General features: G+C 60.3%; 17 protein-coding genes and 1 tRNA gene. 7 read left to right on the plus strand and 11 right to left on the minus strand.

What is annotated here, in order from left to right; genetic code table 11:
• Window positions 1-95: 95 nt before the first annotated feature.
• On the minus strand, window positions 96-701 hold the full coding sequence (locus ACZZ0B_RS11745) for a TetR/AcrR family transcriptional regulator (RefSeq protein ID WP_463545258.1): 606 nt from the start codon (window positions 699-701) through the stop codon (window positions 96-98).
• A gap of 148 nt (window positions 702-849) precedes the next feature.
• On the opposite strand from ACZZ0B_RS11745, the gene ACZZ0B_RS11750 reads away from it, so the two are divergent.
• The 3 genes from ACZZ0B_RS11750 (at window position 850) to ACZZ0B_RS11760 (ending at window position 6357) form a co-directional block, all read left to right on the plus strand.
• Complete coding sequence (locus ACZZ0B_RS11750; RefSeq protein WP_463545259.1) at window positions 850-2232, plus strand: aspartate aminotransferase family protein; 1383 nt, start codon at window positions 850-852, stop codon at window positions 2230-2232.
• A 551-nt stretch (window positions 2233-2783) separates the two neighbouring features.
• The gene (locus ACZZ0B_RS11755; RefSeq protein ID WP_463545260.1) at window positions 2784-4487 is read left to right on the plus strand and encodes an amidase; all 1704 of its coding nucleotides are present in this window, start codon (window positions 2784-2786) and stop codon (window positions 4485-4487) included.
• Between the two features lie 574 nt (window positions 4488-5061).
• The gene (locus ACZZ0B_RS11760; RefSeq protein ID WP_463545261.1) at window positions 5062-6357 is read left to right on the plus strand and encodes an OprD family porin; all 1296 of its coding nucleotides are present in this window, start codon (window positions 5062-5064) and stop codon (window positions 6355-6357) included.
• A 15-nt stretch (window positions 6358-6372) separates the two neighbouring features.
• On the opposite strand, the gene ACZZ0B_RS11765 is transcribed toward ACZZ0B_RS11760, so the two are convergent.
• The 8 genes from ACZZ0B_RS11765 to fdnG form a co-directional block, all read right to left on the minus strand.
• On the minus strand, window positions 6373-6627 hold the full coding sequence (locus ACZZ0B_RS11765) for a hypothetical protein (protein WP_463545262.1): 255 nt from the start codon (window positions 6625-6627) through the stop codon (window positions 6373-6375).
• A 196-nt stretch (window positions 6628-6823) separates the two neighbouring features.
• Window positions 6824-6919 (minus strand) — tRNA-Sec (locus ACZZ0B_RS11770).
• A gap of 6 nt (window positions 6920-6925) precedes the next feature.
• The gene (selB, locus tag ACZZ0B_RS11775; RefSeq protein WP_463546933.1) at window positions 6926-8842 is read right to left on the minus strand and encodes a selenocysteine-specific translation elongation factor; all 1917 of its coding nucleotides are present in this window, start codon (window positions 8840-8842) and stop codon (window positions 6926-6928) included.
• The gene (gene selA / locus ACZZ0B_RS11780; RefSeq protein WP_463546934.1) at window positions 8839-10242 is read right to left on the minus strand and encodes an L-seryl-tRNA(Sec) selenium transferase; all 1404 of its coding nucleotides are present in this window, start codon (window positions 10240-10242) and stop codon (window positions 8839-8841) included. The genes selB and selA overlap by 4 nt, the downstream gene beginning before the upstream one ends.
• A gap of 45 nt (window positions 10243-10287) precedes the next feature.
• On the minus strand, window positions 10288-11214 hold the full coding sequence (gene fdhE, locus ACZZ0B_RS11785) for a formate dehydrogenase accessory protein FdhE (protein WP_463545263.1): 927 nt from the start codon (window positions 11212-11214) through the stop codon (window positions 10288-10290).
• Window positions 11215-11217: 3 nt separating this feature from the next.
• A complete protein-coding gene (locus ACZZ0B_RS11790; protein WP_463545264.1) occupies window positions 11218-11883 on the minus strand; it encodes a formate dehydrogenase subunit gamma in 666 nt (221 codons plus the stop codon).
• Window positions 11880-12815, minus strand: coding sequence for a formate dehydrogenase subunit beta (gene fdxH, locus ACZZ0B_RS11795; protein ID WP_008082738.1), 936 nt, complete (start codon window positions 12813-12815; stop codon window positions 11880-11882). The genes ACZZ0B_RS11790 and fdxH overlap by 4 nt, the downstream gene beginning before the upstream one ends.
• 14 nt (window positions 12816-12829) lie before the next feature.
• A complete protein-coding gene (gene fdnG / locus ACZZ0B_RS11800; RefSeq protein WP_463545265.1) occupies window positions 12830-15895 on the minus strand; it encodes a formate dehydrogenase-N subunit alpha in 3066 nt (1021 codons plus the stop codon).
• Window positions 15896-16228: 333 nt separating this feature from the next.
• On the opposite strand from fdnG, the gene ACZZ0B_RS11805 reads away from it, so the two are divergent.
• The 4 genes from ACZZ0B_RS11805 to ACZZ0B_RS11820 all read left to right on the plus strand — a co-directional run bounded on the left by ACZZ0B_RS11805 (window position 16229) and on the right by ACZZ0B_RS11820 (window position 20484).
• Window positions 16229-17383 (plus strand): MalY/PatB family protein, encoded by a 1155-nt coding sequence (locus ACZZ0B_RS11805; RefSeq protein ID WP_463545266.1) that lies wholly within the window; start codon window positions 16229-16231, stop codon window positions 17381-17383.
• 208 nt (window positions 17384-17591) lie between these two features.
• Window positions 17592-18449 (plus strand): glucose 1-dehydrogenase, encoded by an 858-nt coding sequence (locus ACZZ0B_RS11810; RefSeq protein ID WP_463545267.1) that lies wholly within the window; start codon window positions 17592-17594, stop codon window positions 18447-18449.
• Between the two features lie 147 nt (window positions 18450-18596).
• Window positions 18597-19925, plus strand: a complete 1329-nt coding sequence (locus ACZZ0B_RS11815; protein ID WP_463545268.1) for a cation:proton antiporter — start codon at window positions 18597-18599, stop codon at window positions 19923-19925.
• Between the two features lie 262 nt (window positions 19926-20187).
• On the plus strand, window positions 20188-20484 hold the full coding sequence (locus tag ACZZ0B_RS11820; protein WP_008084094.1) for a hypothetical protein: 297 nt from the start codon (window positions 20188-20190) through the stop codon (window positions 20482-20484).
• A 54-nt stretch (window positions 20485-20538) separates the two neighbouring features.
• On the opposite strand, the gene ACZZ0B_RS11825 is transcribed toward ACZZ0B_RS11820, so the two are convergent.
• Complete coding sequence (locus ACZZ0B_RS11825) at window positions 20539-21075, minus strand: hypothetical protein (RefSeq protein ID WP_008084092.1); 537 nt, start codon at window positions 21073-21075, stop codon at window positions 20539-20541.
• Between the two features lie 79 nt (window positions 21076-21154).
• Complete coding sequence (locus ACZZ0B_RS11830; RefSeq protein ID WP_463545269.1) at window positions 21155-23074, minus strand: hybrid sensor histidine kinase/response regulator; 1920 nt, start codon at window positions 23072-23074, stop codon at window positions 21155-21157.
• Window positions 23075-23080: the final 6 nt, after the last annotated feature.

Consider the following 23080-nt stretch of genomic DNA (forward strand, 5'->3'; position numbering starts at 1 on the left):
AGCTTGTTCCCGCTGGACTGCGCAGCGGGCCCATGCTTTAAAGAAGGGTCGCTGCGCGCCCAGCGGGAGCAAGCTCCCTCGCCACAGTTTTCACCTCAGCGCTCCAGCATGCCGTGACACAGCAGGTGCAGAACCCCGCGCATGTGCAAGGCATGCGCAACTCTGTCCGGGGTTTCCTGTGTCGCCAGACGAATGAACGCCATGTTCGCGTACTGGTTGAACAGCGTCGCCACGACGTCGAGATCAATCGATTCGCGCACCTTGCCAGCCTGCTGAAAATGCAGAAGCAGCGCCTTGGTCTCTTCAATCACCGCCGCGTTCCATGGACTCATCGCTTCGGCCAGATCGCCAGTGAGCAGAAACGGCGCCAGTTCCCGCCACAGCGAGGCCGGCATCGCTTGTAGCTGGTAATCGGTCATCAGCCCTTCAAACGTGCACAACGCTTCCATCGGATCGCTGTCATCGTCGAGATTTGCCCGCGCCTCGCGCATGGCTTGTTCGTCAGGTTGCTTGAGCAACGCCAGCAAAATTTCCTGCTTGCCGCCGAAGTAATTCACCACGGTCGGGGCGGAAACGCCGGCCTGTACGGCGATCTGCTCCAGCGTGGTGGCCGCAAAGCCGTTGCGCTTGAACAACTCGAGCGCCGCCTCGGCAATCACCTGCCGGCGCTGTTCCTTCTGCCGCTCTCTGAGTCCGCTCATGTTGCCTCTGATGATCCTTGCCAATGGCGCCCAGCCTACGGAGATATTTTTTCACCGACAAATATTTTCTTTACAAAAATATTTTAAGGTGACAAAACTTTACTCGTGCAGCGTTGCACTCACTCGCTCAATGTCCCGGAGATCCGCCATGTCCGCCGAATTCGATTCGACCCGCACTACCCGCGATTATCAAGCCGCTGACGCTGCCCACCACATCCACGCGTTCGTCGATCAGAAGGCTCTCAACGAGGAAGGCCCGCGGGTAATGGTCAGCGGTGATCGTCTGGCACTGTGGGACAACGACGGCAATCGTTATCTGGACGGCATGTCCGGGCTTTGGTGTACCAATCTCGGCTATGGCCGCAAGGATCTCGCCGCCGCCGCGACCGCGCAGTTGGAACAACTGCCCTACTACAACATGTTTTTCCACACGACCCACCCGGCGGTGATCGAGCTGTCCGAGCTGCTGTTCAGCCTGCTGCCCAAGCACTACAGCCACGCGATTTACACCAACTCCGGCTCTGAAGCCAACGAAGTGCTGATCCGCACGGTGCGCAAGTTCTGGCAGGTGATGGGCAAGCCCGAGAAGAAAATCATGATCGGCCGCTGGAACGGCTACCACGGCTCGACCCTCGCGGCGACGGCGCTGGGCGGCATGAAATTCATGCACGAAATGGGCGGCACTATCCCGGATGTCGCGCACATCGATGAACCGTACTGGTTCGCCCACGAAGGCAACCTCAGCCCGGAGGCGTTCGGCCTGCAAGCGGCGCGGCAACTGGAAGACAAGATTCTTGAGTTGGGTGCCGACAAGGTCGCCGCGTTTGTCGCCGAACCGTTTCAGGGTGCGGGTGGCATGATCATTCCGCCGGCGACGTACTGGCCGGAGATTCAGCGCATCTGCCGTAAATACGATGTGCTGCTGTGCGCCGACGAAGTGATCGGCGGGTTCGGCCGCACCGGCGAATGGTTCGCGCATCAGACCTTCGGCTTTGAGCCGGACACCCTGTCGATCGCCAAGGGCCTGACCTCGGGCTACATCCCTATGGGTGGCCTGATTCTGTCGCGGCGCATGGCCGAGGCGTTGGTGGAAAAAGGCGGTGTGTTTGCGCACGGGCTGACCTATTCCGGCCACCCGGTGGCGGCGGCGGTGGCGATTGCCAACCTCAAGGCGTTGCGCGATGAGGGCGTGGTTGCGCAAGTGAAGGCCGATACCGGGCCGTATCTGCAGAATTGCCTGCGCGAAGTGTTTGGCAATCATCCGTTGGTTGGTGAGATTCAGGGTGTGGGGTTGGTGGCGGCGTTGCAGTTTGCCGAGGACAAGGCCAGTCGCAAGCGTTTTGCCAATGAAAACGACATGGCCTGGCGTTGCCGTACGATCGGGTTTGAGGAGGGTTTGATCATTCGCTCGACGTTGGGGCGGATGATCATGGCGCCGGCGTTGATTGCCACACGCACGGAGCTGGATGAGTTGATCGACAAAACACGGATTGCCGTGGATCGCACGGCGCGCGAGTACGGCGTCCTCTAATACCCATGTAGGAGCTGCCGCAGGCTGCGATCTTTTGATCTTGACCTTAAAACAACATCAAAAGATCGCAGCGTGCCGCAGCTCCTACAGGTGTCCGCCCGGCCGTTATTGGCGGACAAATATCAATCCTTCGTCACTGCGCAATACCCATGTAGGAGCTGCCGCAGGCTGCGATCTTTTGATCTTGACCTTAAAACAACATCAAAAGATCGCAGCGTGCCGCAGCTCCTACAGGTGTCCGCCCGGCCGTTATTGGCGGACAAATATCAATCCTTCGTCACCGCGCAATACCCATGTAGGAGCTGCCGCAGGCTGCGATCTTTTGATCTTGATCTTGAAAACAACATCAAAAGATCGCAGCGTGCCGCAGCTCCTGCAGGTGTCCGTCCAGTAGTTATTGGCGGACAAAGATGGATCGCGGCGATTACTCCGTGCGCCGCTTGGTGTTAAATAGGCGCCAGCCTTAACCTTGTCGCTTAAAGCCGTGCAACGAGAACCGATATGAACACCCCTTCCAAGAAAAGCACCCACATTCAAACGGCGGTGACCGCATGATCGAAGTCACCGAAGTGTCCATTGGCCAACTGCGCGCAGCACTGGAGTCCGGCCAGACCACCGCCGTTGAACTGGTGCTGGCCTACCTTGCACGCATCGACGCCTACGATGGCGCCGACACCCCGACCGCGCTGAATGCCGTGGTGGTACGCAATCCCGAGGCGCTGAACGAAGCGCAAGCCGCCGACGCCCGCCGGGCCAAAGGCGAAACCCTTGGCCCGCTCGACGGCATTCCCTACACCGCCAAAGACAGTTATCTGGTCAAGGGCCTGACCGCCGCGTCGGGCAGCCCGGCGTTTGCCGATCTGGTCGCGCACCGCGACGCGTTCACCATCGAACGCCTGCGCGCGGCCGGGGCGATTTGCCTGGGCAAGACCAACATGCCGCCGATGGCCAATGGCGGCATGCAGCGCGGCGTTTATGGTCGTGCTGAAAGTCCGTACAACGCCGATTACCTGACCGCGCCGTTTGCGTCTGGCTCGTCCAACGGTGCCGGCACGGCGACGGCGGCGAGTTTTGCCGCATTCGGTCTGGCCGAAGAAACCTGGTCGAGTGGTCGTGGCCCCGCTTCAAACAATGGTCTGTGCGCCTACACGCCGTCGCGCGGTGTGATTTCGGTGCGCGGCAACTGGCCGCTGACGCCGACCATGGACGTCGTTGTACCTTACGCACGAACCATGGCCGACCTGCTGGAAGTGCTCGACATCGTTGTTGCCGAAGACCCGGACACCCGTGGCGATCTGTGGCGCCTGCAACCGTGGGTGCCGATCCCCAGCGTCAACTCCGTGCGCCCTGCCGCTTACGCTGAGCTGGCAGCCGATGCCAAGGCGTTGGCCGGCAAGCGTTTCGCCGTGCCGCGCATGTTCATCAATGCCGACCCTGAAGCGGGCACCAGCGAGGCGCCGGGCATCGGCGGCCCGACTGGCCAGCGCATCAACACCCGCGAGTCGGTGATTGATCTGTGGAAACAGGCCCGTCAGGCCCTCGAAGCTGCTGGTGCCGAAGTCATCGAAACTGACTTCCCGCTGGTCTCCAATTGCGAGGGCGACCGTCCGGGCGCACCGACTGTGTTCACCCGGGGCCTGGTGTCGAAAGAGTTTCTCCACCACGAACTGTGGGACCTGACTGCCTGGGCGTTTGACGATTTTCTGCGCGCCAACGGCGATCCGAAACTCAATCGTCTGGTTGACGTCGACGGGGCGAAGATCTTCCCGCACGAACCGGGCACGCTGCCCAACCGTGAAGGTGATCTGGTGGCCGGCATGGACGAATACGTGCGCATGGCCGAGCGCGGCATCACTCCGTGGAATGAGATTTCTACAGTTCCGGACGGCCTGCGCGGTCTGGAGCAGACCCGGCGTATCGACCTCGAAGACTGGATGGATGAGCTGGGCCTCGACGCAGTGCTGTTCCCGACGGTCGCCGATGTGGGCCCGGCGGATGCGGACGTCAATCCTGCGTCGGCGGACATTGCCTGGAGCAACGGCATCTGGGTCGCCAATGGCAACCTTGCAATCCGCCACCTCGGCGTGCCCACCGTCACCGTGCCGATGGGCGTGATGGCCGACATCGGCATGCCGGTCGGTCTGACCTTCGCTGGCCGCGCCTACGACGATTCGAGCCTGCTGCGCCTGGCCGCCGCATTCGAGTCAACCGGCAACAAGCGCCAGATCCCGCCCCGCACCCCGCCATTGTCGTAACCCGGTAAAAAGGTGTGTCAGTCAACAAAGTGTTGCCTGACACACCGTCATCGCTGGCAAGCCAGTTCCCACAGGTTTCTTCCTCATTCAACCAAGACCCTGTAGGAGTGAGCCTGCTCACGATAGTGATGAATCAGCTTGGATGAATGTGGCTGATACACCGCCATCGCGAGCAGGCTCACTCCTACAAGGGATTATGTGTGGCCATTGATCTTGAGCCCCCCCCCTGAATCCCTGTGGGAGCTGGCTTGCCAGCGATGGCGTCAGCCCATTCACCAAAATATAAAGAGGACTAGGCTCAAGGCTTTATAGCATTCAACGCAAACCCCTGTAGGAGTGAACCTGCTCGCGATGGCGATGAATCAGCTTGGATGTATGTGGCTGACACACCGCTATCGCGAGCAGGCTCACTCCTACAAGGGATTGTGCTTAGCCATTAATCCTGAGCCCCCCCCCAGATGGCTTGCCAGCGATGGCGTCAGCACTGCCACAGCAAGTCAGCACATGGGCTCAATCGCTTTCCCTGAAACTTCACGATCATCCAGGTCACCTTAATTGCCGCTGGCCACTGACCATGATCGACCGCGCCCCCTCGCGCCTTACCTTACTCGCGCTGCTCTGCGGTTTGAGCGCAACGGCTGCCGCTGAAGGTTTTCTCGATGACGCCAAAACCGAAGTGCTCAGCCGCAATTTCTATCTGAGCAACGACTACCGATCGCCCTCACCCTCCGGGCAAAACTATAAACAGGAATGGGCTCAGGGGTTTATCGGCACCTTCTCATCCGGATTCACACCGGGAGCAGTTGGTTTCGGCGTCGACGCGCACGCCTTTTACGGCTTGAAGCTCGATGGCGGCGAGGGCCATTCCGGCACGGGGCTGCTGCCGGTGGACAGTGACGGGCGCAGCGAAAATGACTATTCCAGCGCCGGCGGTGCCCTCAAGTTGAGGGCCTCACGCACCACCCTCGCTTTCGGCGAAATGACCGTGGAAACCCCGGTCTTCGACACCTCAGACAAACGCCTGCAACCGGAATACGCCACAGGCTTTCTGCTCAACAGCCGCGAGATCGACAACCTCAATCTGGTGGCCGGTCACTTCACTGCGTTCAAAAATCAGGACAGTTCCTCCGGCAAAGGCGACTTTTACGGCTATGGCGCCAATACCGAAGCCGGCGGTATCAGCTTTATCGGCGCCGATCTGTTCCCTGACAGCGCTCTCGGCGGCGCGCTCTACGCCTCCGACCTGAGTGACACCTGGCACCAGTACTACGCCAATCTGCATTTCAAACAATCCGGCGTGTTGCTCGACGCCAACCTTTATCACACCCGCGACACCGGCCGAACGCTGGCTGGTGCCATCGACAACACTGCGTTCAGCCTGTCCGGCAAATACGCCTTCGGCCCCCATGCGCTGCTGCTCGGCTGGCAGCGCATCAATGGCGACACGCCGTTCGATTTTGTCGGCGGCGACTCGATCTACCTCGCCAACTCGATCAAATACGCCGATTTCAACGGCGCCCACGAACGCTCCTGGCAAGTGCGCTATGACCTCGACTTCGGCGCCTTCGGCATCCCCGGTCTGGGCTTCATGACCCGCTACGTTTCCGGCAGCCACATCGACGGCACCCATGCGCCTCAGGGCGGCGCCTACAACCCGTTTGGTGCCGACAGCGGTGAGTTCCAGCCGCAGCAAGGCGATGGCGGCAAACATTGGGAGCGGGATATTGATTTGAAATACGTCGTCCAGTCAGGCACGGCAAAAGACTTGTCGGTGCAGCTCTCCCACGTCAGCCACCGCGCCAATGACGCCCAGGCCGGCGATGACATCGACCGCATCTACGTGGTGATCCAATACCCATTGGCGTTCTGAAACACCCGCCTGAATCTATGGTGTCTGCGTGGCTTCATCGATGTTTTCCAGCCAGAGCGGGTCGATCAGATTGCCGCCATATTCCGGCTTCATCTCGACCTCTTCGTGTTCGATCAGGCCCTTGTGATTGAAGTAGACGATGTAGCGCGTAAAACCTTCCGGAAAGTGCTTATCGGCATAGAGCGTCGCCCCGGCGGGCAGAACGTAGCGGGTGCCGTCGCCATCGATTCCGCCGATGTACAAGGGTTCGGTGGTTCTGATCATGGGCATGCCGCGCGTCGCCGAGGCGTGTGTCACCACGAAATAAAGCCACGCCGCAGCATTCGCGCACACCAACAGAATGAAAAAAAGCACTGTGCTTCGGGTTGTACTTCTCAAGCAAATCTCCGGCAGTCCATTGTCAGGATTGGCGGATATTACCAATGTAGGCGCCGCCGCAGGCTGCGATCTTTTGATCTCGCAAATATGGCGGAAGGCAGCCGGAGTCGAACCTGCCCGGGAACGGATGCCGTCCCCAACCGGGTTTGAAGCCCGGCCGCGCCACCGGGCGCGATTGCCTTCCTTGAATTCAGTGCGCGTCGGCGCTGGCCAACGCGTTGTCGTAGCGGATTTGTCGTGATTCGCCGCTGCGCCGGGTCAGGCCGATACGGTCGAAGTATTCGAGGAACTGAATACAGCGTTTGCGTCCCAAGCCTAGCGCATCGCGGAAGGTTGTCACCTGGATCTGCGGATTTTCCTTGGCGAGATTGAGCAACACGTCAGCCATTCGGCGCAGTTGCACATCAGTCAAAAACAGGTCGCGCACCACTTGATGCATCAGGCCCAGCCGCGCCAGTTTGCGCAGCAGCAGGCGCACCACCGCGTCGTCCTGGCCAAGTGCTTTGGCCGCGTCACGTACCCACGGCGGGTCGAAGCCACCGTGGTCAAACACCGGTTGCAGTTGTTGCCAAAGCATTTCGTCCTCGGCATTCAAACGTACCTGATGATCCGGCAGGTGCAGCCAAGGGCCGCTGGCGGTGATCGCGCCGGTGTCGCGCAATTCATCGAGCAGGCGGGTGAACGTCGAACGTTCCAGCGGCAACGCACTGAAGCGCCTCAGACGATCACGGTCCGGCCCCATTTGATCGGGCTCCAGCACATGAAACTTTGCCAGTTGCTCCAACAGGGTGAATTTCAACTGCCCCCACCGCTGCACGTTGAACAGCACCGGGCCTTGACGGGTGTCGATCAACCGCACGTTTTCCGGCAGCGCCCACGTTGAACGCAGGCGATTGAATTGACGTTCCAGCCGTTGCGGATCAAGACCGCCCGCGCTGTGATCAACCAACACCGGCAATACCTGTTCGAAGCTTTCGCTGCTGGCCAGGGCCTGAAGTTGCGCCAGTCGTTCGGGGCTGCGGCGTTGTCGGGCCGGGGCAAACGGGTCGAGCACCCGGCCGCCACCGAGGGTGCGTTGCGCGCTGGAATCGCGCAGGATCAGCCGATCACCCTGCACCGCGTGAACCGGCGCGTTGATCAGCAGTTGCGCGAACATGCTCGCGCCGGGACTCAGACGCGATCCTTCGAGCAACGCGACTCGCGCGATGACATCCTGCGTGCCGAGGTGTACGTGGACGGGGTGAAAATGTTCGAACGTGCGCTCGCCGGGCAACAGCTGGAATTCGATGTCGATGCGCTGAGTCGGTGCATATAGCCACTCCGCCAGCAGCCATTGGCCGCGATGGATCTGCGCCAGTTCAAGGCGTTCACCGCTGAGGTTCAAGGCAACCCTCTGCCCGGCGAAGGCCTGCTCGGCAGTCTGGTTCTGCGCATGCAAGCCGCGCACCCTGACCGATTTGCCGGACGGTGCGAGTGTGAGTTTATCGCCCACTGAAACCTCACCGGCCAACGCCGTGCCGGTCACCACAATCCCGGCGCCGGCAACGCTGAACGCACGGTCGATGGCCAGGCGAAAACCACCCTCGCGACTGCGCACCCGCACGTCACGTTGCACCTGCAATAACGCCTCGCGCAGCTGATCAACGCCCTGCCCGCTGACGCTCGAAACAATCACGATTGGCGCCTCGGCGAATGGCCCGGCTTCCAGCAGATCAAGCACCTGGCGCTGAACCTCCTCCACCCTGCCCGCCTCGACCCGGTCACATTTGGTGATCGCCACCAGCGCCCGGGGAATGCCGAGCAATTCGACAATCGCCAGATGTTCGCGGGTCTGCGGCATCACGCCGTCATCCGCCGCGACCACCAGCAACACCAGATCAATGCCTTGCGCGCCAGCAAGCATGTTGTGGGTGAATTTCTCATGACCGGGCACGTCGATAAACCCGGTGAGGCCCGCCCCCGGTTCGAGTTCGGCATAGAGATAACCGAGGTCGATGGTCATGCCGCGCTCGCGCTCCTGCGGGCGGCGGTCGCCGGATTGCCCGGTCAGGGCTTGCAGCAGCGACGTCTTGCCGTGGTCGATGTGCCCCGCCGTGCCGACGATCACCGATCGACCTGCAAGTGTGGCAACTGCGCGAGCCACGCCGGCTCATCGTCGAGTTGGCGCAAGTCCAGCCACAGCGCATCGTCGTCTATTCGCCCGAGCACCGGGATCGGCAGCCCGCGCAATTGGGCTTCAAGATTCAACAAGTAACGCCCGCGCAAACGCTTCGACACCTGCGGGCGCATGCATAGTGCCGCGCTCGGCAAGCGTGCCACCGGTTGGCTGCCGCTGCCGATCATGCCTAAGGCGTGCACGGCGCTGACCGTCCAGGTTTCCCCCAGCACGTCAGCCAGCGCCGGTTGCAAGCGTGAGGCCTGCGCGAAGATGTCGGCCTGCGGGCGCGTCAGCAGGCGCAAACTCGGCAAGCGCTCAGCGAGGCGATCCGGATCGCGGTACAGACCGAGCACCGCTTCCAGTGCCGCCAAAGTCAACTTGTCGACCCGCAATGCGCGTTTCAGCGGGTTTTTCTTGATCTTCGCGATCAGTTCTTTGCGCCCGACGATCAGTCCCGCCTGCGGCCCACCGAGCAGCTTGTCTCCGCTGAAGGTGACGATGTCCGCGCCATCGAGCAATGCCTGGCGCACCGTCGGTTCTGCCGGCAGGCCCCAACGCGTCAGATCGAGCAGACTGCCGCTGCCCAGATCCTCCAGCAGCGGCAAGCCATGCCGATGGGCCAACTCGGCCAGCTCGGCCGTGGGCACCCGCGCGGTAAAACCTTCGATGCTGTAGTTGCTCGCGTGCACGCGCATGATCAAACCGCTGCGAGGGCTGATCGCTGCTTCGTAGTCGCGAGCATGGGTACGATTGGTGGTGCCGACCTCACGCAGACGCACGCCGGCGCGGGCCATGATGTCGGGGATGCGAAACGCGCCGCCGATTTCGATCAACTCACCGCGCGAGATAATGCCTTCCTTGCGCGCACCCAGACTGTTGAGCGTCAGCAGCACAGCGGCGGCATTGTTATTGACCACGGTGACGGCTTCGGCGCCGGTCAGTTCGCGGATCAGGCCTTCGATCAGATCATCGCGATCGCCGCGTTTGCCGCTGGCCAGATCGAATTCCAGATTGAGCGGATATCGCGCGGCCATTTGCACCGCTTCGATGGCTTCGTCGGGCAACAACGCGCGGCCAAGGTTGGTGTGCAGCACCGTGCCAGTCAGGTTAAACACCCGGCGCACGTTGCTGCGTTGTTGCTGCGCCAAGCGTTCGCCGACGCGACCGGCGAGCACTTCGGGGCTGATTTCGATGGCTGACAGTTGCCCGTCCAACACGCCGGGGCGCAATTCATCGAGCAATTGCCGCAAACTGGCCAGCAGCGACTCACGTCCGTGGCGCTCAAGTAAAGGCACACACGCGGGATGACGTAACACACCATCAATGGAAGGTAACCGCAGGGACATCAGCCACTCCTGGAGACAGATCACTGCGCCAGAGTGTAGACGCTCAGATCATTCGTCTCCCGGAGCCAGCAACAGATTCGGTGCCAGACGCTGATAACCGTCCTGGGCCAGACGCATGTCCAGAAGCAGACTGCTCAAATCGCCCGACAACGCCTCCGCATCGGCATCGTTTTCCAGATAAACCAGTTTCAGATAACTGTTACAGCCCGGACAGACCTCCGCCCTTATCGGCGCCTGATTGGCGGCATGGCGATCATCCTCAAGGCTGAAATAGTCCAGGCCCTTGCTCGACTCGCAATACACGCATTTGACCCGCACCACATGCCATTCGCAGGCACACAGCGAGCACACCAGATAGCGCAAACCGTTGTGCTTGCCGCGATGACGGATCACCCCGGCCATCGCCGGTGAACCACAGGCCGGGCATTGGCTGAGGCTGTCACCGGGTTTCAGCTGCAGATTCGGCGCACTGAGCAGCCAGTGACTCCAGGCCGTTTGCAGTGCCGCTCCCAGGAACGGCACCAGTTGCGCCGGCACCATTGAATATTGGCCGCTGACCAACGCCACGGCCCACGAACGTAACTGGCCGGTACTGGCGACCCGCAACGTCGTCAGCGCATCGACCACGGCAGGCTGCTCATCAGGGACATAACGTTGCAACAGAGCCGCAAGATACGCCTGCCAGGCGTCTTCGCGGATCAACGTATCAGCGGCAAACGGCGGCAAACCATGCTGCTGACATGCCTCGATGCGTTGTTGATCAAACGGCGCCGTCAGCGGCGGATCGTCGAAGATTTGCTGCTGCACCCGACACAACCCGGCGATCAATCGCAGGTAATCAGCCAGCGCATGCCCTTCGGCCAATTGCTCCAGCCGTTGCGCGCGCAAGGTAAACAGATTGTGCGGCGGCAGATGCAGAAACGGCGGCGAACTCGCCGCCGCCTCGATTTCCCCAGGTTCCAGAATGGTTGGCAAAAGTCAGCCCTTTTTGGTGATCGGTCGCTCCGGCACGTCCGGGTTGCGTTCATCGCGGGTGATCTCGCGATACCACAGTTCATGGTGTTTCTTCGCCCAGGCGCGGCTGACCCAGCCATGCATCATCGCGTCGACCGCGCCCTTGATCCACAGCCCGGCGTAGATGTGAATGATGATGCTCAGCACCAGAATGAAACCGGCCAGCGCGTGCAACAGCATTGCCCAGCGAATCACGGTGATGCCGAAATACGCGCTGAACCAGGCGCGCCAGATCACCAGCCCGGTGAACAGCAACCCGAGCATGCACAGCAGTAAAGTCCAGAACAGCAGCTTCTGCCCGGCGTTGTATTTGCCCACCGGCGGCACGCTTTCTTCATCGTTGACCAGCACCCGATCGATGCGGCGCATCCATTTCCAGTCATTGTTGATAAAGAAGTTCGCACGCCAGAAACGAAACACCAGGCCGAGGAACAACACAAACATCGCGATGCCCATGTAAGGATGCAGAATCCGCGTCCACGGCCCGCCGCCGAACAGGTTGCTCAGCCAGAACAGCGACGGATGAAACAATGCCAGCCCGGACAGCCCGGCCATGAAAAACAGGATCGCCACCAGCCAGTGATTGGTACGCTGGTTGGCGGTGTAGCGCAGGATCGTCTTGTTGCTCATGGCCGGTCCTCCCCGCGTGGATCGAAGGTGTGTACCGCCGGGTCAACGACATGCACCGAGGTATCGGGTGGTGTTGGATGTTCATCCTCTTCAACACGGTTGGGGCCAATGCGCACGTAATGGAAGAACCCGGCCAACACCGCCGCGCCCATGGCCAACAGACCCAAGGGTTTGCTGATGCCTTTCCACAGGCCTACCAACGGACTGATCGCCGGATCCTGCGGCAGGTTGGCGTAGATCGTTGGCGTATCGGCGTGGTGCAACACGTACATCACATGGGTGCCGCCAACGCCCGCCGGGTCATACAGCCCGGCGTTTTCGAAACCACGGCTTTTCAGGTCGACGATGCGCTCGGCGGCATGTTCCTTCATGTCTTCCTTGGTGCCGAAGACGATGGCGCCGGTCGGGCAGGTTTTTACGCAGGCCGGTTCCAGCCCGACTGCGACCCGATCTGAACACAAGGTGCATTTGTAGGCCTTGTGATCCTTCTGCGAAATGCGCGGGATGTTGAACGGGCAACCGGTGATGCAATAACCGCAACCGATGCAGTGATCCTGATCGAAATCGACGATGCCGTTAGCGTGCTTGATGATCGCGCCGGGACTCGGGCACGCCGCCAGGCAACCCGGTTCGGCGCAGTGCATGCAGCCGTCCTTGCGGATCAGCCATTCGAGGTTGCCGGCGTCGGTTTCGTGCTCGGTGAAGCGCATCAACGTCCAGGTTTCTGCGCTCAAATCCTGCGGGTTGTCGTAGGTGCCGTGGTTGTGGCCGACCTCGTCGCGCAACTCGTTCCATTCCGAGCAGGCGACCTGGCAGGCCTTGCAGCCGATGCATTTGGTGGTGTCGATCAGCTTGGCGACCGCCTCCTGATTTCTCACTGACGGCGGCACGGTGGTGGTGGCCGAGCGGGCAATGATGTCTTGGCTGGCCATTTAAAGATTCTCCATCAGAGCTTCTCCACGTTGACCAGGAATGACTTGGATTCCGGGGTCTGTGTGTTGCCATCGCCGAGGAACGGCACCAGGGTGTTGGTCAGGTAACCGTGACGCGTCAGGCCGGTGAATCCCCAATGCAGCGGGATGCCTATCTGATGCACAACCTGGCCGTTGACCTGCAATGGCCGGATCCTCTTCGTCACCACCGCCACCGCTTCGATAAAGCCGCGTTTGCAACTGACGCGCACCCGATCTCCAGCAGCAATGCCCTTCTCTTTCGCCAGCACCTCACCGATTTCCACGAACTGCTCGGGTTGAGCAATCGCGTTCAACTTGCAGTGCTTGCTCCAGAAGTGGAAATGCTCGGTGAGCCGGTAACTGGTGCCGGCGTACGGGAAGTCCTTGGCCTCGCCGAGGGTTTCCCAGACCGAATCGAAGATCCGCGCCGCCGGGTTGCTGGTGGCTTTCTTGTTTTGCGGGTGCAGCGGGTTGATGCCGATCGGCGTTTCGAACGGCTCGTAATGCTCGGGGAAAGGCCCTTCGTTCATCTTGTCGACGGCGAAGAATCGCGCCACGCCTTCGGGGTTCATGATGAACGGGTTCATCCCGGCTTCTGGTGGCACGTCGGCCTTGTAGTCCGGCACGTCGGTGCCGCCCCAGGCTTTGCCGTTCCACCAGACCAGACGTTTTTTCGGATCCCACGGTTTACCGGAAACATCTGCCGAAGCGCGGTTGTAGAGAATCCGCCGATTGGCCGGCCAGGCCCATGCCCAGCCCAAATGCTGGTGCATGCCATACGGATCGGCGTTGTCGCGCCGCGCCATCTGGTTGCCGGCCTCAGTCCAGCTACCGGCGAAAATCCAGCAGCCGGACGCGGTGCTGCCGTCATCCTTGAGCAAACCAAACCCGGCGAGTTGTGAGCCGGCCTTGACCGCGACGCCAGTGGCATCGGTGAAATCGGCGACAGCGCTGCCGTTGATTTCCTTGGCCAGTTCCTCCGGCGAAGGCTCGTCGGGGATCTTGTACGGCCATGTCAGTTTCAGCAGCGGATCAGGGAATTTGCCGCCCTCGGCCTGATAGCGCTTACGCAGGCGCAGGAACATCTCGGCCATGATGCGAATGTCGGTCTGCGCTTCGCCCGGGCCATCGGCGCCTTTCCAGTGCCATTGCAACCAGCGACTGCTGTTGACCAGCGAACCGTCCTCTTCGGCAAAACAAGTGGTCGGCAGGCGAATGACTTCGGTCTGGATGTCGGCGCTTTTCACATCGTTGTACGGCCCGACGTTGTGCCAGAACTCCGAGGTCTCGGTGGCCAACGGGTCCATCACCACCAGCCATTTCAATTTCGCCAGGGCACCCATCACGCGGTTTTTGTCCGGCAGCGCGGCGATCGGGTTAAAGCCTTGGCAGAAGTAGCCGTTGACCTTGCCCTGGCTCATCAGGTCGAACATTTTCAAGACGTCGTAGTTGGGGATGTCGAGTTTCGGCAAATGGTCGTAGCACCAATTGTTTTCGGCAGTGGCGTTGGCGCCGTACCACGACTTCATCAGGCTGACGTGAAATTTGCTGTAGTTCTGCCAGTAGGACAGTTGGCCGGGTCTAAGCGGAACCTGCGTGCGCTTGTGGATGAACTGACCGTAATCCTGCTCGCTGTCCTGACCCAAAGTCAGATAGCCCGGCAGCGCATTCGAAAGCAGGCCCAGATCCGTCAGGCCCTGAATGTTCGAGTGACCGCGCAAGGCGTTGACCCCGCCGCCCGGCATGCCAACGTTGCCTAAAAGCAGTTGCACCATCGCCGCGCTGCGAATGATCTGCGCGCCGATCGAGTGCTGGGTCCAGCCGAGGGCGTAGAGAATCGTCATGGTCTTGCCCGGAATCGAGCAGGTGGCGATTTCGTCCCAGATTTTCTGCATGGCATCGACCGGCATCCCGCAAATCTGGCTGGCGAGGTCGATGTTGTAGCGGCTGTAATGCACCTTCATCAATTGATAAACGCAGCGCGGGTGTTGCAGGGTCGGATCGACTTTGGCAAAGCCGTCGTCGCCCATCTCGTAACCCCAACCGGATTTGTCGGTGTAGCTGCGCTTGGCAACGTCGTAGCCGCTGAATATGCCGTCTTCGAAGCCGTAGCCTTCTTTGACGATGAACGAGACGTCGGTGTAATTGCGCACGTACTCGTGCTGGATTTTGTCCTCGGTCAGCAGGTAGTTGATCAGCCCGCCCATGAAGGCAATGTCGGTGCCGGTGCGGATCGGCGCGTAATAGTCGGCCACCGAAGCAGTCCGGGTAAAACGCGGATCGACCACGATCAGCCGCGCAGCGTTGTGCGCTTTGGCCTCGGTCACCCATTTGAAGCCGCACGGATGCGCTTCTGCTGCGTTGCCGCCCATCACCAGGATCAGATTCGCGTTGGCGATATCGGTCCAGGTATTGGTCATGGCACCACGGCCGTACGTCGGGGCAAGACTTGCCACCGTCGGGCCGTGTCAGACACGCGCCTGGTTATCAAACCCCAGCATGCCGAGACTGCGAATCACCTTCTGGGTGATGTAACCGGCTTCGTTGGACGCCGCCGACGCGGCGAGGAACCCGGTGGTCAACCAGCGATTCACCGTTTGCCCATTGGCATTTTGTTCGATGAAGTTGGCGTCGCGGTCGATCTTCATCAGGTCGACGATGCGGTCGAGTGCCTCGTCCCAACTGATCCGCGTCCATTCACTACTGCCCGGTTTGCGCGTTTGCGGGTAGAGCAAACGGCCGGGGCTGTGAATGAAGTCGAGAAGGCCTGCGCCTTTCGGGCAGAGAGTGCCGCGGTTGACCGGGTGGTCGGCGTCGCCCTCGATGTGAATGATGCTCTGCGCTACGTTCTTCGCGGTATCGCCCTGGCTATACATGATCAAACCGCAACCGACCGAGCAATACGGGCAGGTGTTGCGGGTTTCATGGGTGTGGGCAAGCTTGAAGTGGCGCACCTGCTCGGCGAAGGCTGGCGTCGGGGCCATGCCCAACGCGCCCAGGCTCGAGCCTGCAAGGCCGATACCGGCGACCTTGAAGAACTGACGACGGCTGAGATCCATCGTGCACTCCTGATCAGGTGGAACCCGGTACTTGTGCCGGGTTTTATCTGGACAAACACGGTTGCGGCAAACGTCTGCCGACCTTTTCACTGTAGACAAAGACCACACGATCTGTGTGAAAACCGACCGTCGGCCGCATGTCGGCACTCCCACTAACAACTGCAATCCCTGTGGGAGCTGGCTTGCCAGCGATCGCGGTTGGTCAGTCACCTACATTATTGGATGTGCCGACGCCATCGCTGGCAAGCCAGCTCCCACAAGGTTTTGTGTGTTCCCGTAGGGTCATGGGTTTATCATGGCCGGCAGAATCAACCCGCCTTGACGAGACCGCGCATGACTTTCGATTTTGATCAGCTATTCGACCGCCACAACACCGGCAGCACCAAATGGAGCCGCTACCCGGCCGACGTGTTGCCGATGTGGGTCGCTGACATGGATTTCGCCGCGCCACCGGTAATCATCGAAGCACTGCAACAGCGCCTGCTGCACCCGCTGGTGGGTTACAGCGTGGCGCAGGACAACTTGCGCGAAGCGATCGTCGCTGACCTCTGGGCCAAGTTCGCCTGGAAGGTCAAGCCGCAGGAGTTGATCTTCCTGCCGGGCGTCGAGTCCGGCTTCAACATGGCGCTGAAGGCGTTGGTGCAACCGCAACAGAACGTTGTGGTGCAGGTACCGAACTATCCGCCGCTGCGTCATGCACCGGGGCATTGGGGTTTGAACAAGGTCGAGCTGGAGTTCGACGCGCAGGCGGACGGTACTTATCTGACCTCGCTGGACGCACTGCGTGAATCGCTGAACGGTGGTGGCGCCCTGCTGCTGAGCAACCCGCACAACCCGATCGGCAAAGTATTTGGCCGTGAAGAACTGCAAGCCGTGGCGGATATCTGTGTGGCGCAAGACGCATGGATCATCTCCGACGAGATCCATGCCGAACTGTGCTTCGACGGTCGCACGCATATCCCGACCGCCTCGCTGAGCCCGGAAATCGCCCGGCGCACCATCACCCTGATGTCGGCGAGCAAGGCTTACAACATCGCCGGCCTGAAGACCTCGTTCATGATCATCCAGGACCCCGCCCTGCGCGAACGCGTCAACCACGCGCGTTGCGGCATGGTCGACAGCGTCAACCCGCTGGGCATGGAAGCGACACGCGTGGCGTATAGCGAAGGCGCGCCGTGGCTCGCTGCGCTGAAGATCTATCTGCAGGCCAATCGCGACTGGCTGGTTGAAGCCGTGCGTAGCCGTTTGCCGGGCGTGACGATCAATGTGCCGCAGGGTACTTATCTGGCGTGGCTGGATTGTTCGGCGCTGGATCTGGACAACCCGCAGCAGTTCTTCCTCGAACAGGGCAAAGTCGGCCTCAGCGCCGGTGTGGATTTCGGTGACCAGCACCAACAGTTCGTGCGCCTGAACTTCGGCTGCCCGCGCTCGCTGCTGGAAGAAGGCATCGCCCGCATGGAACGCGCCCTGACTCACCGCAATACCTGAAATCACCACTAAACACTGTGGGAGCTGGCTTGCCAGCGATAGCGGTCTGACATTTAGCATGGATGTCTACAGATACGCCGCCATCGCTGGCAAGCCAGCTCCCACAGGTTTTTCATCTGTCTGCAAGACCGTCGTAAATCCGATCGAACTCACGGCAAACCATCCGGGTCAACCGCCCATACCTGCCCTGAGACCTCGGAGACCCGCGATGACCGACTATCCAAAACCACCCTTCCCCGCGCAAGCCCAAGCCGTTCCAGGCTCGCAACGCAAAATGGAGCCGTACCCCGATTGCGGTGAGCAAAGCTATGTGGGTTCGGGGCGTCTGGCCGGCAAGATCGCCCTGATCACCGGGGCTGACAGCGGTATCGGCCGTGCAGTGGCGATCGCCTTCGCCCGTGAAGGTGCCGATGTTGCAATTGCTTATCTGAACGAGCATGACGATGCCAAAGAGACCGCGCGCTGGGTTGAACAGGCTGGGCGCCAGTGCCTGTTGTTGCCCGGCGACATTGCCCAAAAAGCCCATTGCCAGGCCTTGATCGACGACACCGTCGAGCGCTTCGGTCGCATCGATGTGCTGGTCAACAATGCCGCGTTCCAGATGACCCACGAAAACTTCGAGGAAATCCCCGACGAGGAATGGGTGATGACGTTCGACGTCAACATCACCGCGATCTTCCGTCTGTGCCAGGCGGCGATCAAACACATGCGCGCCGGCTCGTCGATCATCAATACCAGTTCGATCAACTCCGATATGCCCAAACCCACCCTGCTCGCCTACGCGACCACCAAAGGCGCGATTGCCAACTTCACCGGTGGTCTGGCGCAGATGCTCGGGCCCAAGGAAATCCGCGTGAACTGCGTGGCACCGGGGCCGATCTGGACGCCGCTGATCGTCTCGACCATGCCCGACGAGGAAGTGCAGAACTTCGGTGCCGAAACCCCGCTCGGCCGCCCAGGCCAGCCGGTGGAAGTGGCGCCGATCTACGTGCTACTGGCCTCGGACGAAGCCAGCTACATCACCGGCCAGCGCTACGGCGTGACCGGCGGCAAACCAATGCTCTAACACCAATCGATGTAGGAGCTGCCGCAGGCTGCGATCTTTTGATCTTGTTTTAATGGGCAAGATCAAAAGATCGCAGCCTGCGGCAGCTCCTACAGGGGAAAAGGGTCTCTGCAGGCGCCCGTCATTAATCACTGAAGGCGGCAAATCATGAGTTTTACTGTGTGGGTTGCCGTGCTCGGTGCCGTGCTGCTGACGTTGGCACTGACGTCTTCCTATCTGCGCTGGATGCCGGTGACGACATCGGCGGTGTGTCTGTTGCTGGGGATCGGTATCGGCCCCAGCGGTCTGGGCTTGCTGCAACTGTCGGTAGAAAACGCCTCATTGTGGATGGAGCACCTGACGGAAGTGGCGGTGCTCTTTTCGCTGTTTGTCTGTGGGCTGAAATTACGTTTGCCATTACGCGACAAGCGTTGGCGAATTGCTTTTGGTCTGGCCGGGCCGGTGATGGTGCTGACCATCGCCGGAGTTTGCCTGTTGCTGCATTGGGGCTTGCAGTTGCCGTGGGGGCCGTCGTTGTTGGTTGGCGCGATCCTGGCGCCGACCGACCCGGTGCTGGCCGCACTGGTGCAGGTCAATGACGCGCGGGATGTCGACAGCGTGCGCTTTGGTCTGTCCGGCGAGGCTGGTTTGAACGACGGCATCGCTTTCCCGTTTGTGATTCTGGGTCTGTTGCTGATCCACAGTGACGGCGACTGGCAGGGCTGGGTTTTGCGCAGTGTGCTGTGGGCCGTGCCCGCAGGGCTTTTGACCGGTTACTGGATGGGTCGCGGCATCGGTCGCGTGACCTTGTCACTGCGCATTCGCAATGATGACAGCACCTTGAGCCCCAATGATTATCTGGCCCTGTCGCTGATCGCATTGGCGTATGTCGGCGCTGAAGCCATTGGCGGTTATGGCTTTCTATCGGTGTTCGCCGCCGGCCTCGGCCTGCGCCAGGTTGAAGTGAAATCCACCGGGGCCGGTCAGCCACCAGCCGAACACTTGGTGCAGCCGGTAGTCGGCCATCAGAACGTCGAACCGCAGCACGCTGTGCACGGCGACACCGAAAAGCTGGAAAGCAGCCAAGTCGCCGCCGGCATCATGATGGGCGACATGCTGTCGTTTGGCAGTCTGGTCGAACGCGCCATGGAGGTGTTTCTGGTGACGCTGCTGGGGGTGGTGCTGGTGGCGCATTGGGATTGGCGCGCGCTGGTGGTGGGCGGCGTATTGTTCTGCCTGATACGCCCGGCGTGCGTTGCCTTTATGCCGTGGGGCACCTTGCTGGAGGGACGGCAACGGCTGTTGATCGGCTGGTTTGGCATTCGTGGGATCGGCAGCCTGTTTTACCTGTTTTATGCGTTGAACGAGGGGCTGACCGGGTCGCTCGCGACGCTGTGCACAGACCTGACGCTATCGGTCGTGGCCCTGAGCATTTTGCTGCACGGCATCAGTACGCAACCAATCCTCGCGCGCTACGAACAACACAAAAACCGGTAGGAGTTGCCGCAGGCTCGGGCCGCGATCGGACGATCTTTTGATTTTGTTTTTCGAGATCAAGGTCAAGATCAAAAGATCGCAGCCTGCGGCAGCTCCTACAGGTGGGGGGTGGGGAAATATTTGAAAAAAATGGATCTCTGCGCGAATGTCGATGGTCACAACCTTAACCCCCTCTGGATCGTTCCGGCGGGGCTCGTCAGGTTTGGTTCCTCGGCGGCCTGAGGCCCATGAAAAGGAATCCCGAATACTTAAGGTCACGGTCATGAAAGAATGTTCGACTCCTGCGCAAATCAAGGCTTGCAGAGCATTGGCTCTGGAACGCAATCGTCAATTGTTCGAAAACGCCCATGCACTTAATCGGGCAGCGAATGCATTGCTTGAAGTGGAAAATCTCGACTTTGAGCAGTTCGAGCGCTATCGAGCGTTGCGCAAGAAAGCCGATTTTATGTTTGAGGACGCCATCGACCATCTGTGCGTGCTCAATGAAGACTTCCCGCCGATCCCGATGTCATCGCAAAACTCACAGGCACTGCGCCGAGAGTTGGCAACAGCAGGATAAGCAAGGCAAAGAAAAAACCCGGCTCACACTGCCGGGTTTTTCTTTGCCTGCCGCTCAACCGCCGGGGTTGGTTACCTGGATGAACACCGCATAACTGCCCAGCAGCACCCAGAAAGTCGCAAAGATCCACGGCGTGCGCACCGAGAACAACAGCGATTTGCGATAACCCTTGTGGCTGGATTCCGTCTCGCAGAACAGCGGCGATTCGTCATACGCCAGGCCCATCACCGGCTCACTGTGCAGCAAATGGCTTTGCTTGAAATGCCAGTGGTCGATGATGTCGTACGCCGCACGAATCCCAGGCCAGGCGTTCAGCGAGCTGAGCAAGCCGAGCAACGCCAGAAACGGCGGTACTACCAAGGTGAACAACTTGCCCCATTCCGGGTTGAGGTTTGCCATGCACGAGGCGAAGGCGATCACCAGAAAGGACTGCGCCGCCAGATAAGCATCCGTGCGGTTGGCCAGAATGCTGGTTTCGTACTGGATTTCCCGCCGATAAAAATCCAGCCGCTCCTTGGGCGAGCCGAACATCTTCGCGTCATGTTCGGTGAGGGTTTCTTCAGCGGTCGGATGAGTCAGTATGCGAGACAAGAGACGCCTGCTCCGATGAGGGGGGAAACCTTTTAGAAGGCTGCCCTCTCGGACAAGTTCAGCCGGATTGCACCCTGCGTCATTTCATCGATTGGGCAATGATCTCCACCAGGTTCATTTGGGTAAACGGTTTCGGCAAACGAGGCAGCTGCGCGGCAAAGCCTTCCAGACGTTCGGCATAACCGGTGGCGAGGATGATCGGCAGATCCGGTTTGAGCAGCCGCACCGCATGGGCCAGTTGCGCCCCGCTCATCTGCGGCATGGCCATGTCGGTGATCATCAGGTCTATCACTTCGCCCTGGTCGAACAATGTCAGTGCCTGGGCACCGGAGGTGGCGTTGATCACCCGATGGCCGAGGTCTTCAAGCAACAGGCTGGTACTGGTCAAGACCAACGAATCGTCGTCGACCACCAGCACGCTCAGCCGTGGCACGGCGACCGGTTCTGTGGGCGGAAATAAAGGCTTGCTCGCCACGCCCTCACCGGCCACCGGAATCCATAGCTCAGCAGCAGTGCCTTGACCCTTTTCGCTTTTGAGAATGAAGCGGCCACCGAGCTGCTCGATAAAGCCGTGCACCATCGACAAGCCAAGGCCTGTGCCTTTGCCCAACCCCTTGGTGGTGAAAAACGGGTCTTTGGCCGAAAAAAGCGTGTCGGCATCCATGCCTTCGCCGGTGTCGACCAGGCTCAGGCAGACGTAACGACCCGCCGCCAGCGTCGAATGACCGTGTTCCAGCACCACTTCCGGCTGAGCACTGATCACCACACTGCCACCGTTGGGCATGGCATCCCGGGCATTGGTGGCCAGATTGAGGATGGCGAGTTCCAGCTGGTTGGTGTCTGCCAGCACCGGCTCAATATTTTCGGCAAAGCGTGTTTCGATCCTGATGCCCGGCCCCATTGAACTGCGCAACAGCCCGGTGATGCCTTGCACCAGTTTGGGAATATCCACCGATTCGGTTTTCAGCTCCTGGCGCCGGGCAAACGCCAGCATGCGTTGGGTCAGCGACACGCCGCGCAGCGCGCCCTGAGTGGCGTTTTCCAGCAGGCGAGTGATTTTCGGATCATCGCCCGTGCGCTTCTGCAGGATTTCCAGATTGCCGAGGATTACCGTCAGCAGGTTGTTGAAGTCATGAGCAATGCCGCCACTGAGTTGACCGATGGCCTGCATCTTCTGCGCCTGGAACAATGCCTCGCGGGTTTTTTCCAGTGCCTGCTGCGCCAAGTGGGCTTCGGTGACATCGCGGGTGATCTTGGCGAAACCGAGCAGCGTGCCGGTGTCTCCACGGATGGCGTCGACCACCACATGGGCGAGGAACTGCGTGCCGTCCTTGCGAACGCGCCAACTCTTTTTTTCAAAGCGACCCTCGCGGGTGGCGATCTCCAGCGCCCGCTGGGGCTCGCCCAGCTCACGGTCTTGCGGGGTATAGAAGATCGAAAAATGCTGGCCGATGATTTCTTCCGGCAAATAGCCCTTGATGCGCTGTGCGCCCTGGTTCCAGTTGCTGACGCGACCTTCGGGGCTGAGCATGTAAATGGCGTAATCGGTGACGCCTTGTACCAGCAGGCGGAACTGCTGTTCGCTTTGCTTGAGGGTTTCTTCGGCCATTTTGCGATCGGTGAGATCACGGGTGATCTTGGCAAAACCCAGCAACGTGCCGTCGGGGTCAATGATCGGGTCGATCACCACGTGGCACCAGAAGTTGGTGCCGTCCTTGCGCACCCGCCAGCCTTCGCCCTCGAAACGCCCTTCGCTAATAGCGGTGTCGAGCGCTTTCTGCGGCAAACCCGCAGCGCGATCAGCAGCGGTATAGAAGCGTGAAAAGTGCTCGCCGAGAATTTCTGCCTCTTCATACCCTTTGAAACGTTTGGCGCCGGAGTTCCAGCTGGTGATGATGCCGTCCGGGTCGATCATGTAGATCGCGTAATCGACCACGGCATCGATCAGCAGCCTGAAGCGCATCTCTTCGATGGCGGCGCTCTTGTTGGTTGTCTTCATCAGGTA

It is taken from the genome of Pseudomonas sp. AC247 (assembly GCF_979258015.1).